This is a genomic window from Pseudomonas sp. PDM22, assembly GCF_014851965.1.
Classification (GTDB): domain Bacteria; phylum Pseudomonadota; class Gammaproteobacteria; order Pseudomonadales; family Pseudomonadaceae; genus Pseudomonas.
Map to the genome: position 1 here is coordinate 721,515 of NZ_JACVAR010000003.1, position 16,147 is coordinate 737,661.

Here is a 16,147-nt window from a genome sequence, read left to right on the forward strand (position 1 = left end):
GTTTATACGCTGTTGGCCGACGTATCGAACTTGCGTTTAAAGGTCGCCAATCTGCTGCGTACTGTCGAAAATATGCTGTGATTTTATCGTTTACAGATCACTCTTTTCTACGCTTTGGCGCGCATTCCACCGCGTCCCGCAAGGTCTTGGGAAACGGCTGACGGGTTTCCCGATTGAGTTCGCTAAGGTCGGAAATTCGTCTTTTCGATCTTTAACAACAAGAGCTTTTAAAGGGCAGGAAGCTCGGCGCAGACATCCCTGTCACAACTCCGTCGCTCTCCTGCACCCCCGGCCCCGCCATCCCTGGCGGGTCGCTCGCCGGGGCAACGCACGCGTTGCCAAACCCCGGCTCGCCCTACAAGGACAGCCTGCAGCTCTCCGTCGGCGTAGGCCTCTCCGCCGAACAGGTCGCGGCCCTGACCCACGACATCGTCTGGCTCGAAGAAGCCGAGGTGAATGGAGAGAAGGTCCTCGTCCCGGTGCTCTACCTCGCCCAGGCGGAAAACCGCCTAGCCCCCACCGGCGCGCTGATCCAGGGCCAGGACGTCACCCTCATCAGCGGCGGCGCACTCAACAACGCCGGCACCCTGCGCGCCAGCAACAACCTCAGCGCCAGTGCCAGCAACCTGAGCAACAGCGGGCTGATCCAGGCCGGCAACCGCCTCGACCTGCTCGCCGACGACAGCATCCGCAACGCCGCCGGCGGCATCATCGCCGGGCGCGACGTCAGCCTCACCGCACTGACCGGCGATGTGATCAACGAACGCAGCGTCACCCGCATCGACAGCGCGCAGAGCGCCAACCGCACCTGGACCACCAGCTTCGCCGACAGCGCCGCCCGCATCGAGGCCGCCAACAGCCTCGACATCAGCGCCGGCCGTGACGTCAGCAACCTCGGTGGCGTGCTGCAGAGCCGTGGCGACCTGTTCATCGGCGCAGACCGCGACGTCAACATCGCCTCGGTAGAAGTTACCAACGGCCAGCTCAACGGCCGCCGCTACTACAGCGAAACCACCACCCAGCTGGGCGCCGAAGCCAGCGCCGGCCGCGACCTCGACATCAGCGCCGGGCGCGACCTCAACGCCGTCGCCAGCCGCCTCGACGCTGCCCGCGACGCCGCCCTGAGCGCCGGCCGCGACGTCACCCTCGCCTCGGCGGCGGATGAGAGCCACAGCTATAGCAACACGCGCAAGACCAAGAGCAAGAACGATCGGGTCGAGCAGCAATCCACCGTCCTCACCGCCGGTGGCGATGTGTCGCTGTATGCGGGGCAGGACCTGGGTGTAATCGGCAGCCAGGTCAAGGGCGGCGCAAACGTGGCCCTGGATGCCGAGCGCGACGTCGCCATCGTCGCCACACAGAACGAGCAGTACGCCTACCTGTACAAGAAGAAGGAAGGCTCGTTCGGCAAGAGCAAGACCAAAACCTCCGAGAGCTATGCCGAGGCCAACGTCGACTCGGTGATCCAGGCCGGCAAGGACCTCACCGTCAACATCAGCAAGGCCGAAGACGGCGGCATTCGCCTGAACGGCGGCCGCGATCTGGTGGTTGCCGGCAGCCAGCTGCAGGCGGGCAATGACCTGATGCTCGGTGCCACGAGGGATATTGCCATCCTGGCTACCGAGCAGGATCAGGCCAGCGCCAGTGGCAAGAGCAAGTCCAGCGCCTTCGGCGTCTCCAAGATGAAAGAGGTGCGTAACAGCGCCTCCACCGAACAGGTCGGCTCGATCCTCCAGGGCGGCAGCGACACCGTCCTCGTGGCGGGGCGCAACGTCGACGTCAATGCCAGTCGCATCGGCGCCGGGCGAGATGTGGAACTGCACGCCGGCAAGCTCGACGCCACGGGCGACATCAACATCGTCGCCGGCAGTGACAGCAGTTCCTCCTATGCCGAGAAGCAGCGCAGCAAGTGGGGCATCAGCAACTCCGGCAACTTCGTCTCCATCAACACCGCGAGCAAGGCTGGCAACACCAGCGAGCAGACCGTCAACGCTCCGAGCGAGATCGCCGCAGGGCGCGATGTGCGCATGACCTCCGCGCGCGATATCAACGTCGTCGGCAGCAACATCGCCGCTGAGCGCACGGTGGGCATGCAGGCCGACCGCGACGTCAACATTCTGCCCGGTGAAAGCACCTCCAGCGCCAAGGACTGGGACAAGAAGCGTCAGACCGGCCTGGGCTGGAAAGCCGAGGAAACCACCGGCGTCGCCTACCTGGGTATCGACTGGAATGCCGAGCACGGCAAGCAGGTCGACACGGCAGCGGCGGGCAGCCAGGTTCGCGCCGGGGAAGACCTCGACATCCGCGCCGGCAGGGATATCCGCCAGCAGGGTAGCGACCTCGATGCCGGCCGTGACATTCGCCTGGTCGCCGGCCGTGACATCGTCTCCGATGCCGGGCAGGACACCAGCGAGCAGGAGCGGGTCAAGCGGCACCAGCGCGCCAGCATCGGCGTACAGGGCAGCCAGAGCATCAGCACCGGTATCCAGAACTTCGGCCACCTGGGCGACGGCGAGACCGTCTTCGGCAAGGTTTCCAGCGTGCTGAAAACCATCGACGGCACTAGCGATGCCGGCGCCTCCGCGAGCATCTACGTCGGTGCCAACCAGGAGCAAAGCAACGGGGAAGCCCAGCAGTACGACGCGCGCAATTCCACCCTCAACGCTGGGCGCGACATCATTGCCCAGGCCGGCCGCGACATCACCCTGCAAGGCACCCAGGCGGACGCCGGGCGCAACATCGTGCTCGATGCCGGGCGCGACCTGAGCATCCAGAGCAGCCAGAGCAACTACCGCAGCAAGGACCACAGCGACAGCGTCAGCGGCTCGGTCGGCATCGGCGTCGGCAACTACAACGTTGCCAGCCAGCAAGGCTCCAGCAGCATCGGCTCGAACAGTTCCGGCACCAACACATCCAACAGCGGCATCTACGGCGCCGGTTCAGTGGCCTGGAACAACCAGGAGCAGAACGGCTCACGGCAGAACAACGCCCACCTCAATGCCGGTGGTGACATCGACCTGCGCAGCGGCCGAGACACCCTGATCGCCGGTGCCACGGTGGAAGGTGGCGGTGTGAAGATCGACGTCGGCCGCGACCTCACGGTCGCCTCAGTGCGTGATCAGGATCGCATCGAAGGCAACGGCCAGAGCCATAGCGGTTCGGGTGGATTTGGTGGCGGCAGCGGCGCGATCTCCGTCAGCAAGACCGACGGCAAGCGCAATTGGGTAGGTGAGCAGACCCGCATCCAGGGCCGCGACAGCGTTGACATCTACACCGAAGGCCACACTCAGCTGGACGGCGCAGTTATCGCCAGCAACACCGGCGACCTGCTGCTCAACACCGGCACCTTCGGCCACAGCGACCTTTACGACAAGGATCGCTACAAGAGCGTCGATATCACCTCGGGCATGGCCTACAACAGCAAGGAAAACCAGGACAAAGGCAAGACCACCAACGACCAGGCCCAGGTCCCCAACAAGTTCATTGCTGGCAGCTACGACATCCGTAACGCCGAGCAGGTCAATCGCGCCACGGTGGGCGCCGGCGAGATCGTCGTGCGCGATAACCCGGGGCAGGACCTCTCCGGCCTCAACCGTGACACGGACAAGGCTCAGGAGTTGCTGAAGGATGAGCACAAGGGCGAAGACCTCTACCTCAGCAGCAATTCGGTGGAGCGTGCGGGCTATATCGCGGAGACGGTAGGGAATGCTGTCCCGGCCTTCGTGGAGGGCCTCCAGCAAGCGCAAAACCGCAAGGAGCTGACAACTGGTACTCCTGACGAGCGCTACGCGGCAGCAGGTCGCCTTCTCGATAGCTATGGCGCGGAAAAGCTGCCGGCTGAAGTGCGGCAGGGCCTGTCAGAGCAAATCGGTCAATTGGCGATCAAGGACCCACAAGCAGCGGCCGCTGCGACGGAGATCATGCATCGCCTGCTGGGCCAGGACGCAATGAAGCAGAACTTCGCCCAAGTACTGCTAGAGGGCGGATTAGCAGCGGCGTTGGGGGCTGCCCTGATTGCCACCACCCCGCAGGCGCAGGAGGCGTGGGCCAAGGTTGCACCTGAGCTCAGTTCCAGCGTTCGAGAGGATGTGCAAAAGCTGGCACTGTACCTGATCCTGCTGCAGCCAGGTTCACCGGTTAGCCCGACCGATCTTCGCTTCCCCATATTCCAGCCGGATAGCTTGCCACTGGTGACGCCCTCGGTTGATCCGACACTGTGGAAGCCTGGGAGTGGAGGGTATGGGGCAGACGGTAAAGTCGACACCTCGGTAAGCACCGGGGGGAGTGAGATCCACGAGAATAACGGATCAATCAATACTTCTCCGGCCGGGCCGGTTCCGTCGCCGGGCGCTATGATAAGCGAGACAAGTACTCCTAGCGGAAGAACGCTAACTGATCATGCGGTTGAAAGCTTGACACGGCATGGCTTCAAGGACCTCCAGCAGGTGGATGATGTTATAAATAACTCCACTCATACGATTACGCAGTTGGACGGTGCCACGGTTTATGTCCAAAAAAATGGAAGTGGAAGTAAGGCAAGGTACAACATTGTCGTGGAAGGTGAGGGTGGAATTGTTACTGGTATGCGAAATTTTAAAAAATTTGAAGTGGAGAAAATGGCGCGAAACCAAGGCTGGGAAAGTCTCCCATTTTGAGATTGGCAGAAATGAACATAGAGTTTAAAAGCAGCGCAGGAGTTTTATCCTTTTGTGAAGAGGGGTTTTTCCCCTCGGAAGGGATAGCTGATTTTTCAATTAGGTGTGAATTTCACGGTAAGTACTCTGGACTATTGGATAGAGTTTTCTATTGTCGGTTGTATAGGGCTGATGCTTCAAGATTGCTGGATTGCTATGATTCGCGCGTGGCCACAGTAAATGAGGGGGGGGCTTTTGAACCATACTTCTATATGCCTTTGGATAACGATTTTCAAGTTGCATTTTTAGCGGGGGAGGCAGAGAGTAAAGATGATGGATACTTCTTTGTAAGTTTTATGTTTAATCTTGGAGGAAAAGATGATGAGTCATCAAATGTGTATTTTGGATTTGAGGCGGAAATTGATTTTCTCGATATGAAGAAGTTCTGCAATGATTTGGCTTCTATTTTTTCTTTGTCAAAGGATTAAAGGTAGGAAAGAGGACAGATTTATTTTTCTACTCTAAAACGATCTAGCGGGTCAGGATTAGAGTACAGAAAATAAATCTGTCCCCTTTTTCTGAATTTGTATGGGCTTGTGAAGAGGTTTCGAGCTAACGCTGATCAGCGGGGAGAGTGCTGGGACTCATTTGTCATGTCTTATAGTAAAGGCGGGCAGGTTCATACAAATTTCAAGTATGCGTAGCTGTTATGTCCCGCCAAGGAATAGAAAAGGAGACAGATTTATTTTCTACTCTGATGCCGACTGATGAGTCAGGGTTAGAGTTCCGAAATAAAGCTGCCAACTTTTCTGATCTCTTTCTCTATCCACTTAGTGTGAGAATGAACTTTGAGAAAATTAAGAATTGTGGTGCTGGTTTCTAGTATTGTTTTGATTTGCGGATGTGCTGGGACGTACCGTAGTCCAGATATTGTTGAACAAGAAGGGTTTTCCATCATTGCTGTGGAGCCTAGTCTTCGACAAGAGCCTTATATCGTACGAGTCGATGGGAAGCAAATAGGGGTTGGTAGCTTCAACCGTTATGAAGTTCCTCCTGGCGTTCGTTCGATTACCGCAAGTATGTCCAGCAGGTGGCGCGCTAATACTAGTACAAAATGCTTTTTGGCTCGCGCCGGCGAGTCGTACGTTTTTGTTGGGGAGGTTAAAACGAACTTCTTTGACACGAAGGGAGAATGGACTTTCTGGATAAAAGATAAGGACGGAAATAATGTTGGAGATCCATGCTGATTGAGAGTGCAGAAAATAAAACTGTCCATTTTTTCCGCTTAGTTGGAGTCCGAAGTGAGTTCTAATTTGAGTTTGGATGAGTGGAACTTCCAAGTGGTCATGGTTGTTCAGGCCCTAGTTGGTGCAATCTCCAAAAACTTCAGAATGGTTGCTCTGTGCTATAACGATCCCGATTGGATTCTTAGCTTTTACTTGGAGAAAGATTTTCATGAAGATATAGAAGAGATTGAGGATGTTGTTTGTCAATATACTGCGTGTCAAGATATTGGTCTTGGGTGCAAGTATGAGATTATTATTGGTGCTCAAAGCTTACCGGCTTTCTCGGATGTAGGGCGGGTGGTTTATCGAAGAAGAGAGTAGCTAAGCAGTCAGTTGTTCCCAAAGGCACTCCTGCTTGGGATAACGCCTTATCTAAAGGTGACGGAGACTTTGGGTCTTTCCCGCTGTCCGTTAGAGCTCAAGAAAAAAGGGGACAGATTTATTTTTCTACTCTAAAGCTAGATGCAGAGTCAGGATTAGAGTGTCGAAAATAAATCTGTCCCATTATTCCGGGAAGGTAGTCAGCCCATGAAATTTATATTGTGGATAATTTTTTTATTGGAGAGCGTCCTATTGGCTGGCTGTTCTAGCCCAGGGCGGCTCGTCTATGAGACCGAGACGGATGGCTCTCTGATGTTGTGTGAGGTGGGTAAAAGTAGAGTCACCATGATGCAGCGTTTCTCGTTTGATATTCCACAAATATTTCAACGAGCTCCCTGTGGGGTGACTTCGGGTGGGTTTGATTATGATAAAGAGGCGGATGCTGTTTATATTGGAACAGCAGGGGTTTTTCAAAGCGGGGATTTTGAATCACATACTGCTCGGTATTCTATGTCATTTGTAAGTAATGCCCGTCGACTTGACACTCTTGTAGGGAGGGAAACTTTTTCTAAATATATTTTGGCTAGAGGGGTTCACTCCCCCGAACTGGGTCGTCCTGACAAGATCGAGAAAGTTCTGGTTGGGGATAATGATTGCGATAGATATAGCTATCTCCCACATAAATCGAATGTCGGCGGATGGGTCGAGAAGATCGAATATTGGTGCTGGGAAAAACAGAGTGGGTTGTCGATTCCCTTTCACGTCGAAGTTTCGCAAAGACAAGAGCAAGGCTCGGACGGAATTGATATGGAAAAGGAATTTATTCGGCCATTCTTCGATAGTTTGGTCGTGAACCATATGAGTAGCGTCGAGATCGAGTCGGTTCAGAAGAATAGGCAGAGGATATGTGAAGATCAGAAAAATCGGTTCGATGAAAATAGAATGTCAGGAGATGATTATCCCGACAGGCGTTTCTTCAGAACGCGCCTCCATTACTGCGGGTACGATTTCCCCTTGCCAGATCTGGGCGTGAATTTATAGACCGATATCGTGCTGAGGTTGGGTAAAATTGGTCGCGAGTTATTTAAGAAAACAATTTCAAGTTTCCATGGAAAGGAGGCAGATTTATTTTTCTACTCTAAAGCTGGCTGGCGAGTCGGGATTAGAGTACAGAAAATAAATCTGTCCCCTTTTTCTTCTTTTTCTTCTTCGCTTATTCCTGGCGCACTTCCTCCGCCAGCTCGGGGTGCGTCTTGAGGATGCCGAACAATTTGACCAGAGCGACCGGGGGCTCGGTTTCGCCACGTTCGTAACGGCTGAAAGCGTTTGGGCCGCCACCGAACAGCTCTCCCGCTTCACGCTGGGACAGGTGCAGCAGTTCCTTGCGGACTTCGCGGATCAGCGTCTGGTGGCCGGCTGCCTGATTCACCTGGCGGCGATGCTCGGCCATGGCCTGCATGACACGCTCGCTCTCGGTTGGCCCGGTGATGGACTCGCCGCAGGCGTCGCACCAGTCAGCCTCGACTCGGGCAATGGTGGTGAACTGCCCCTTGTACGTGTAGGGCAAGTCGCGGATGGCGTGGACCAGGTCGGCCTGGCCGCAGACCGGACATAGCATGGTCACTTCTCCTTGAATGAAACGATGAGCAAGTCGCCCTGCAGGGTGAGCTTTACGTACGCCTGCCGGCCGTTCACCCACGGGCGATAGACGTCCTGCCAGATGCTGTGGTCGGCGTAGGTGGTCATGCTCTTGTAGAAGTCCGCCGAGGTTAGGCCGGTAATGACCGCCAGGACCTGTTCTGTGGACTCCAGCCCCCAGTTCGAGGGCGCCTTCCAGTGCCACGCGGGTGAAGCGATATCGCCGCTCGGCAATGGCGAGCCTGATCAGCGGAAGCTTGTGGTGAGGCGTGCGCTTTTCCATCGAACGAAATTAACCTTATAGGTTAATTTCAGCCACGGAAATCCGGTCGTTTCGGAATCGCCTTACCGATGTCCTAGACTGGCCCCTTCCCTTCGCAGGAGAGCCGTCATGACTACAGCCACTCCCTTCCTCATGTTCCAGGGCGGCGTCGCGCAGGCGGCGCTGGATTTGTATCTCGCTACTTTTCCCAACTCCCGCGTGGTGCACGTGGAGCGCTATGGCGCCGGTGAGCCGGGGCCGGAGGGGACGATCAAGGTGGCGCGGTTCGAGGTGTGCGGGCAGGCATTCCTGTGTTCGGACAGCCCGGTGAAGCATGACTTCGATTTCACGCCGTCCAGTTCGATCTTCGTGGAGTTCGAGTCGGGGGATGTGCTGGAGCGGATTTTCGCGGTGCTGGCGGAGGGTGGGCGCGTGTATATGCCCTTGGGCGACTACGGCTTCAGCCCGCGATTTGGCTGGGTGAGCGACAGGTTCGGGGTGTCGTGGCAGTTGAACCTGTCGCCGGGAGCTTGAGCCGGTGAGCGGTCAGGGCGTCACGGTGAAGTAGTTGCCGTGGCCGTCGTTGCCGCAATAGTTGGTGGGGACGGGGCGGGTTTCCTGGACGGTTCCGCTACCGCTCAGGGCGACGAGGTCGACGGAACACTTGGCGTTGGCGAGGTAGCTCTCCTTGTGGAATTCGAGGCTCGCCTCATAGTCCTTGCCGGCCTCGGGCACGAACTGGATGGCCGGCGGGTAGCAGTGGCCGTTCTCGACCATGTAGCCGATATCGACCAGCACCGGCTGGTTGGCGGGAATCACGAATTCGTCGTAGCCCAGGCGATCGGTCTTCACTGCTTCGGTGTGCGCGGTGGCGGGGATGCCGATCACGCGGTTCTGGTAATCCTCGGCCTTCATGTTGAGCACGTCGGAGGTGCGCCAGAGGATGTAGCGCTGCTTGGGGTCGTGGGTACGCGCGACGATGTCGCCGACCAGTCGGCCATTCACCCGGTGATTGAAGTAGGCCTCGCAGGTCTTGCCGGGTACGAAGGTGGCGATCTTTTCCGGTGCGGAGTAGATGCGCAGGCGGGCGCTGGTGGCGGGGTCGTACTTGGCTGCTTCGGTTTCGTTGCGCAGGATGGTCTTGTCGTAGCTGCAACCGGTGAGCAGCAGCGCGCCGACGGCGAGCATGAGCCATTTCATCGAGTAACGTCCTTCCGTGGCGTGGTGTGATGACCGGGCATGATGCAGGGCTTGCCGCTGCGGCTCAATGGCGATGTGCTGCTATTGATGGCTGTCTCATGCTTCCTATCGTCGCAGCGTTGGCGGGGTGTTTGCCTGTGCAGCTGCGGGAGTTTCCCTACACTGCGCCGGCGTTGCGGTCCTACAAGCCCTCTGCGTAGCGTTCCTGGCACCACGTTTCGGCGTGGTCAGGTGTGGAAACCTGTACTCAACACACATCGCCATAGCAGAGGAAATCTGGCCCAACCGGGCCGGATTGACGCTGGTTGTCTATGGCGGACCGTGTGAGGCGGACTTCGGTCCGGCCGGTTTTGTGTGTTGAGCTGGTTTTCCACCCTTGCACGGTCCGCCTCCCTTATTTCGGCTGTTTCGGGCGGCGGCTTCCTGTCTTGAGCAAGGAGCTTCTGCATGATGACGTCGATGTCCTTCCCGGCCGAACATGGCCTGAATACCCAATCCTTCGTGCGCTATAACCGCCAGTTGCGCGGCGTGCTGCTGGATCAGCAGCCGTGGTTCGTGCTGCGCGACCTGACCAAGCTGACCGCGAGCAAGCGCGGGGCGGAGCTGGTGCGCAAGCTGGAGCCGGACCAGTCGCGCCGGGAGCGCCTGGCCGGCGCGGCGGAGGATGAGTGGCTGGTGAGCGAGAGCGGGGTGTATGCGCTGCTGTTGTTGCACCTGTACCACCCGGAGAACCGTAGCCTGCGGCAGTGGCTGAGCAACGAGGTGGTGCCGGCGCTGCGTGCGGCGCAGCAGGACAACGCGCTGTTGCCGCGCCACAAGTTCCGGGAGGTGCAGGGGCAGCACATTGCCTTGCTGGATTGGCAGGGGCGGTTGTGGGTGCGGTTTACCGATGCGGCGCGGTTGATGGAGCTGGACGGGCGGGGATAGGGCTGGCCGCTCCAGCAACAGCACCCTCTCCGGCGGGCGAGGGTGTGTCCCAGGCTCAGGTATCAGGGCGGGTCGGCGGCCACTTCCAGTGGGGTGAGCGGGAAGGTGTTGCCGGCCGGTTCTCCCAGCAAGGCCATGTAGTGTCGGCCCTGATCTTCCACCGTGACCTTTCGGCCCGCCTCCAGCGGGAGTGTCGGGCAGAGCACGCGGAGTGGGTTCGTGTCGGGTAGCAGCAGGGCGTGGTGGGGAGCGCTTTCCTGGAATTTGCTGCGCAGGCTGAGGCGGCAGGGGCGTGGTTGTGCGGACAGCCACGCGCCGCGCAGTTCATAGCGGTCGCCGCCGAGCAGGCGGAGGCTTTCCACCTGGGCCAGTTGCCAGGCGCCGCCGGGAGTCAGGAGGAGGCCCAGCAGTTCGCCAACGGCCGGTGGCGGCGAGTCTTCCCAGTGCCCACTGAAGTGTTGCCCGCTCGTGTGGGACTGGTCCAGCGGTAGGGTGGGCGGAAGGCTGGGGACGGGCGTGGGGGGGCTGAACTCGATGTCGCCCTGGTGCGCGACCAGCTCGTCCAGCCCGCCGCGGCCGCTGGCGTGGTGGGACCAGACGTCGCTCTGGTGTTGCTGGCGCTGGAAGTGGCGGGCATCGAGGCTGCTGTCCTCGGTGACGCCGAGGTGGGCGAGCAGGGCCGGGATGCTGCGGCAGACCTGCCAGGGACCCGGGGCCGCGTCTGCCGTGCCCCAGCAGGCGAGCAGATGGGCGTTGAGATCGAAACCCGCGTCGCCGTTGCTGGCCGCAACGAAGCGCTTGAGCATGTCCAGCAGTTCGTCGAGCTTCAGGGCGAGGCCGCTGCTGCTGCTCGCGGCATCCGGATCGCGGAAGGGACGGTCGCTCTCGCGATCAAGCCGCCAGGCGTTGCCCGGCTGTTCCGGCTGGATGTGGACGATGGAGGCGAAGACCTGGGTGGATTCGATCAGCGCCGGCAAGCTCTCTGCGGGGATTTCCAGCGGCCGGGAGCCGGCGATGAGCAGGCAATGCAGGTAGCCCCCCGCGATGGTCTGGCTGCGCGGTTCGAAGGCTTCGCCGTCGCTGATGGGCAGGTGCTGGACTTCCAGCCGCAGGGCGCGCCCGTACAGCTGGTGCAGCAGGTGCCACAGGCCGGGGGGTGCCGGGTGCTGGTTCTGCAGGCAGTTGCAGTGGACTTCCTGGAGGCTGCGCACCATGCGTTGCATCAGCAGGGCGGCGGTCTTGCGCTCGGCGCGGCGGGTCCGTAGCAGGTGCCAGTAGCCACTGAGCAGCCGGCGGTGAAGGGCGAGAATGAGCTTTTGCGCCTTGTCGGCCCGGGCCTGGGCGAGCGCGTCGGTCTGTTCGCCGAGTAGGTCGGCGAGCTGGCGGCTGACGTCGAAGATTTCCGGGCGCAGGCGTTCGAGTTGGCGCAGCAGCTGGATGCCGGTCAGCGTCGATTGGTTCAGTTCGATGGCCGTGCGATACAGCTCCCGCGTACGCCGCGCCAGGTATTCGAGGGCGGTATCCATGTGTCTCGTGGCTCCAAAGCTTGCCGGCTGGGGCCGACCGTTCGGAGACTGCGAGATTCTCGGCGCTTTGCGATTCAGACGAATCTGAATGATGGGGAGCAATGCGTCACAGGAATGAAAAAGGGGAGGCCGGTGGCCTCCCCTTCGTGTTGCTCCAGGGTGTCGTCAGAGCACGCGCACGCTGGCGAAGGTGGATTCGCCCTGGGCCTGGCTGAGCGCGGAGATGGCCGAGGAGTTGGGCATGAGGGCGAGGTCCTGCGGGATGGGCATGACCATGACCGGCTGGCCGATGGGCTGGCCCTGGCGCTCGTCGCGCGGCGGGATGCCGAAGTATTCGCGGTAGCACTTGGAGAAGTGCGGGGTGGAGACGAAGCCGCACACCGAGGCGACTTCGATGATCGACATCGAGGTCTGCTTGAGCAGCTGGCGCGCGCGGATCAGGCGCAGCTTGAGGTAGTAGCGCGACGGCGAGCAGTGCAGGTACTTCTGGAACAGGCGTTCGAGCTGGCGGCGCGAGACGTTGACGTAGACGGCCAGTTCGTCGAGGTCGATGGGCTCCTCGAGGTTGGCTTCCATCAGCGCGACGATTTCCTGCAGCTTGGGCTGGTTGGTGCCGAGCATGTGCTTGAGCGGTACGCGCTGGTGGTCCTGTTCGTTGCGGATGCGCTCGTAGATGAACATTTCGGAGATCGCCGCCGAGAGTTCGCGGCCGTGCTCGCGGCCGATCAGGTGCAGCATCATGTCCATCGGCGCGGTGCCGCCGGAGGAGGTGAAGCGGTTGCGGTCGATGGAGAACAGCCGGGTGCTCATGGCCACGCGGGGGAAGGCTTCCTGCATGGCGGCCAGGCATTCCCAGTGCACCGAGCAGTCGTAGCCGTCGAGCAGGCCGGCGCGGGCCAGTGCCCAGCTGCCGGTGCACACGGCGCCGAGCTTGCGACCCAGGCGCGCCTGGGCCTGGAGGAAGGTGGTGTGTTCGCGGGTGACGCTGCGCTGGATGCCGACGCCGCCGACCACGATCAGCGTGTCCATCTGCGGGGCGCTGTCGCAGGCTGCGTCGGGGGTGATCTGCAGGCCGTCGCTGGCCCAGACCTGGCGGCCGTCGAGGCTCAGGGTGTGCCAGCGGTAGAGTTCGCGTCCGGAGAGCTGGTTGGCCATGCGCAGCGGTTCCACCGCCGAGGCCAGGGAGATCAGGGTGAAGTTGTCCAGCAGCAGGAAGCCGATGGACTGCGGAGCTCGGTTTTGCGGGGGAACTCCGGGGTTGAACGCGTTCATTCAGTCACCTCACGCTAGTCACAGTCGCCTCACGGGAGGCGTTTCTTATGCTTGTTGTTCTGTTCGGGAGTCGGCCTCGGGGTTGGCCCGGGCGGTTCCTCTTTTCTCGCTGCCTATGACAAGGCAAATGCCGTGCCTAGGTTGAATGGGCGTTCAACTAAAAAAGAAAACGGCATGGGAATGCCGTTTTTGCAGGTCCGGAATGCGACGCCTCGAAGGTCGCAAATACGCATGGATCGTGGCCTGGGGTTTTTGGTAGCACTCACCGGTCACGGCGCCGGTGGTGCTGTGCCCGGAACGGTAACGCCCGCTGTCTGGTCGGGACGGGCGTACCGCTTGCGCCATCAGGGGGCGCGCCGGCTCTGGCGTGGTCGATTGAGGGTCAGCACTCGATGATGCTGACGGCCAATCCGCCGCGCGAGGTTTCCTTGTACTTGTCGTGCATGTCGGCGCCGGTGTTGCGCATGGTGCGGATCACCTGGTCGAGGCTGATGAAGTGCTGGCCGTCGCCGCGCAGGGCCATCTGCGCGGCGTTGATGGCCTTCACCGCGGCGATGGCGTTGCGTTCGATGCAGGGCACCTGGACGAGGCCGCCGACCGGGTCGCAGGTGAGGCCCAGGTTGTGTTCCAGGCCGATCTCGGCGGCGTTCTCTACCTGTTCGGGGGAGGCGCCGAGCACTTCGGCAAGGCCCGCCGCTGCCATGGCGCAGGCGGAGCCGACTTCGCCCTGGCAGCCGACTTCGGCGCCGGAGATGGAGGCGTTCTTCTTGCACAGGATGCCGACGGCGGCGGCGGCCAGCAGGTAGTTGGTGACGTCGTCGTCGCTGGCGTCGGGGTTGAAGCGCATGTAGTAGTGCAGCACCGCCGGGATGATGCCGGCCGCGCCGTTGGTGGGCGCGGTGACCATGCGCCCGCCGGCGGCGTTTTCCTCGTTCACGGCGAGGGCGAAGAGGTTGACCCATTCCATGGCGGAGAGGGTCGAGCCGATGACGTTGGGCTTGCCGATTTCCTGCAGGTTGCGGTGCAGGCGCGCGGCGCGGCGCTGCACGTTGAGGCCGCCGGGGAGGATGCCTTCGTGGCGCAGGCCGTTTTCCACGCAGTCGCGCATGGCCTGCCAGATGCTCCTGAGGCCTTCGCGGATGTCGGTTTCGCTGCGCCACATGCGCTCGTTGGCCATCATCAGCTCGGACACGCGCAGGTTGTGGCGGCGGCAGAGCATGAGCAGTTCGGCGGCGCTGGCGAAGTCGTAGGGCAGCACGGTGTTGTCGGTGTCGAGGCTGCCGGAGGCGGCCTGTTCCTCGTCGACCACGAAGCCGCCGCCGATGGAGTAGTAGGTGTCGCTGTGCAGCACGTGGTCGCCTTCGATGGCGGTCAGGCGCATGGCGTTGGGATGGTAGGGCAGGTTTTCTTCGAGCAGGCGCATGTCGCGGACCCAGTCGAAGGGGATCGCCCGGCTGCCGGCCAGCAGCAGTTCGCCGCTGCTGCGCAGCCGCGCCATGCGCGGCTCGATCTGGCTGGGGTCGATGCGGTCCGGCCATTCGTCCATCAGGCCCATGATGACGGCGCGGTCGGTGCCGTGGCCGACGCCGGTGGCGGACAGCGAGCCGTACAGGCGCACCTCCACGCGGCTGGTGCGTTCGAGCATCTGCCGTTCGCGCAGGGCGCCGACGAACAGCGCGGCGGCGCGCATGGGGCCGACCGTGTGCGAACTGGAAGGGCCGATACCGATCTTGAACAGGTCGAACACACTGATTGCCATGCCGGACTCCGGGCGAGCTGCACGTCCATGAGAGAGGGGGGATAGGCACGTCCCTGTGCCCGCGATGCCCGGCCATCATCGACCCAAGTCCGGCGCCGGCTGCGTCCATCGGCGACGCGGCCGTATCCAATAACGCCGCCTGCGCACCCCGTCGGTGCGGGGCGCGAAGCCACCTGTTCCGGGGCCGACGAAAGCTTGCCTCTTTACGACGCGAGCGCCGCGAACCACGACCGGTCGATAGGCGTGGGCGGCTTCGCTGTTCCATGATCCGCCACCGACGAACGGCCGCGTTCGCCCGTATCCACCCCCATTCTCCGCAGTCAGAGGCTGGTCTCATGAAGAGTCTTGTGTCGTCGCTGTTGGCGTTATCCGTGGTACTTCCGGGCGTCGTGCGCGCCGCCGAACCCGAATCCTGCGCCGTGGTGCGCTTCGCCGATGTCGGCTGGACCGACATCACCGTGACCACCGCGGTGACCCGCCTGGTGCTCAGCCACCAGGGCTACCGCACGCAGGTGGTGCGGCTGTCGGTGCCGGACACCTACAAGGCGATGTCGGAGAAGAAGATCGACGTGTTCCTCGGCAACTGGATGCCGAGCATGGCGAACGACATCAAGCCTTTCGCCGACAAGGGCCTGGTGGAAACCGTGGGCGCCAACCTCGAAGGCGCCAAGTACACCCTCGCGGTGCCGCGCTATGCCTATGAGGCGGGCCTGAAGACTTTTGCCGATATCGCAAAATTCAAGGAGCAGCTGGGCGGGCGCATCTACGGTATCGAGCCGGGCAACGACGGCAACCAGCTGATCCAGAAGATGATCAAGGAGAAAGCCTTCGGCCTGGGCGACTTCAAGCTGGTGGAGTCCAGCGAGGCCGACATGCTGGCCTACGTCAAGCGAGCCGGGGCCTTGAAGCAACCCATCGTGTTCCTGGGCTGGGAGCCGCACCCGATGAATACCCGAATCCAAATGAACTATCTGGAGGGAGGGGATTCCTACTTCGGTCCCAACTATGGCGGTGCGACGGTCTTCACCAACGTCAGAGCAGGCTATCTTCAGGAGTGCCCCAATGTCGCGCGGCTGCTGAAGAACCTGAAATTCGACCTGGCGATGGAGAACCAGCTGATGGATGCGGTGCTCAACGAGCGACGCAATCCCCGCCAGGCCGCCAAGAGTTGGCTGAAGGCCAACCCGCAGGTACTCGACGGCTGGCTGCAGGGTGTCGCTCCGAGCGCATCGGGTGCGGCGCCAGGGGGCCAGAAAACCGCCGCCATGGAATGATCCGGGCCTCTGCAAGTCGCTGGAACCGGGCCTTTCCACTGGATGCGA

At 60.8% G+C, this 16,147-nt stretch carries 13 protein-coding genes; 7 read left to right on the plus strand and 6 right to left on the minus strand.

Going from position 1 to position 16,147, the window contains the following annotated elements; translation table 11 throughout:
• Positions 1-335 precede the first annotated feature (335 nt).
• The 4 genes from IB255_RS14270 to IB255_RS14285 all read left to right on the plus strand — a co-directional run bounded on the left by IB255_RS14270 (position 336) and on the right by IB255_RS14285 (position 7,282).
• A complete protein-coding gene (locus tag IB255_RS14270) occupies positions 336-4,655 on the plus strand; it encodes a hemagglutinin repeat-containing protein (RefSeq protein WP_225594830.1) in 4,320 nt (1,439 codons plus the stop codon).
• 11 nt (positions 4,656-4,666) lie between these two features.
• On the plus strand, positions 4,667-5,122 hold the full coding sequence (locus tag IB255_RS14275) for a hypothetical protein (RefSeq protein ID WP_192210503.1): 456 nt from the start codon (positions 4,667-4,669) through the stop codon (positions 5,120-5,122).
• 813 nt (positions 5,123-5,935) lie between these two features.
• Positions 5,936-6,241 carry a hypothetical protein gene (locus IB255_RS14280; protein WP_192210504.1) on the plus strand — a complete coding sequence of 102 codons (306 nt, stop codon included), beginning with the start codon at positions 5,936-5,938 and terminating at the stop codon, positions 6,239-6,241.
• Between the two features lie 345 nt (positions 6,242-6,586).
• Complete coding sequence (locus tag IB255_RS14285; RefSeq protein WP_192210505.1) at positions 6,587-7,282, plus strand: hypothetical protein; 696 nt, start codon at positions 6,587-6,589, stop codon at positions 7,280-7,282.
• A gap of 172 nt (positions 7,283-7,454) precedes the next feature.
• Here IB255_RS14285 and IB255_RS14290 read toward each other — a convergent pair whose 3' ends face one another.
• Positions 7,455-7,859, minus strand: coding sequence for a type II TA system antitoxin MqsA family protein (locus IB255_RS14290; protein WP_192210506.1), 405 nt, complete (start codon positions 7,857-7,859; stop codon positions 7,455-7,457).
• A 2-nt stretch (positions 7,860-7,861) separates the two neighbouring features.
• On the minus strand, positions 7,862-8,113 hold the full coding sequence (locus IB255_RS31060; RefSeq protein WP_412548120.1) for a type II toxin-antitoxin system MqsR family toxin: 252 nt from the start codon (positions 8,111-8,113) through the stop codon (positions 7,862-7,864).
• 157 nt (positions 8,114-8,270) lie between these two features.
• Between IB255_RS31060 and IB255_RS14300 the strand changes: the two genes are divergently transcribed.
• Positions 8,271-8,675, plus strand: a complete 405-nt coding sequence (locus IB255_RS14300) for a VOC family protein (RefSeq protein WP_192210507.1) — start codon at positions 8,271-8,273, stop codon at positions 8,673-8,675.
• A gap of 12 nt (positions 8,676-8,687) precedes the next feature.
• On the opposite strand, the gene IB255_RS14305 is transcribed toward IB255_RS14300, so the two are convergent.
• On the minus strand, positions 8,688-9,341 hold the full coding sequence (locus IB255_RS14305; protein WP_192210508.1) for a hypothetical protein: 654 nt from the start codon (positions 9,339-9,341) through the stop codon (positions 8,688-8,690).
• A gap of 447 nt (positions 9,342-9,788) precedes the next feature.
• Here IB255_RS14305 and IB255_RS14310 point away from each other — a divergent pair, with 447 nt between their 5' ends.
• Positions 9,789-10,268, plus strand: a complete 480-nt coding sequence (locus tag IB255_RS14310) for a Bro-N domain-containing protein (protein WP_225594831.1) — start codon at positions 9,789-9,791, stop codon at positions 10,266-10,268.
• A gap of 62 nt (positions 10,269-10,330) precedes the next feature.
• Here IB255_RS14310 and IB255_RS14315 read toward each other — a convergent pair whose 3' ends face one another.
• From IB255_RS14315 to IB255_RS14325, 3 genes are all read right to left on the minus strand, one after another.
• Positions 10,331-11,794: a hypothetical protein gene (locus tag IB255_RS14315; RefSeq protein ID WP_192210509.1), complete on the minus strand. Its 1,464-nt coding sequence runs from the start codon at positions 11,792-11,794 to the stop codon at positions 10,331-10,333.
• Between the two features lie 165 nt (positions 11,795-11,959).
• On the minus strand, positions 11,960-13,066 hold the full coding sequence (locus tag IB255_RS14320) for a GlxA family transcriptional regulator (protein WP_024766695.1): 1,107 nt from the start codon (positions 13,064-13,066) through the stop codon (positions 11,960-11,962).
• Positions 13,067-13,448: 382 nt separating this feature from the next.
• A complete protein-coding gene (locus IB255_RS14325; RefSeq protein ID WP_192210510.1) occupies positions 13,449-14,825 on the minus strand; it encodes an L-serine ammonia-lyase in 1,377 nt (458 codons plus the stop codon).
• A gap of 335 nt (positions 14,826-15,160) precedes the next feature.
• On the opposite strand from IB255_RS14325, the gene IB255_RS14330 reads away from it, so the two are divergent.
• Positions 15,161-16,099 carry a choline ABC transporter substrate-binding protein gene (locus IB255_RS14330; protein WP_192210511.1) on the plus strand — a complete coding sequence of 313 codons (939 nt, stop codon included), beginning with the start codon at positions 15,161-15,163 and terminating at the stop codon, positions 16,097-16,099.
• Positions 16,100-16,147: the final 48 nt, after the last annotated feature.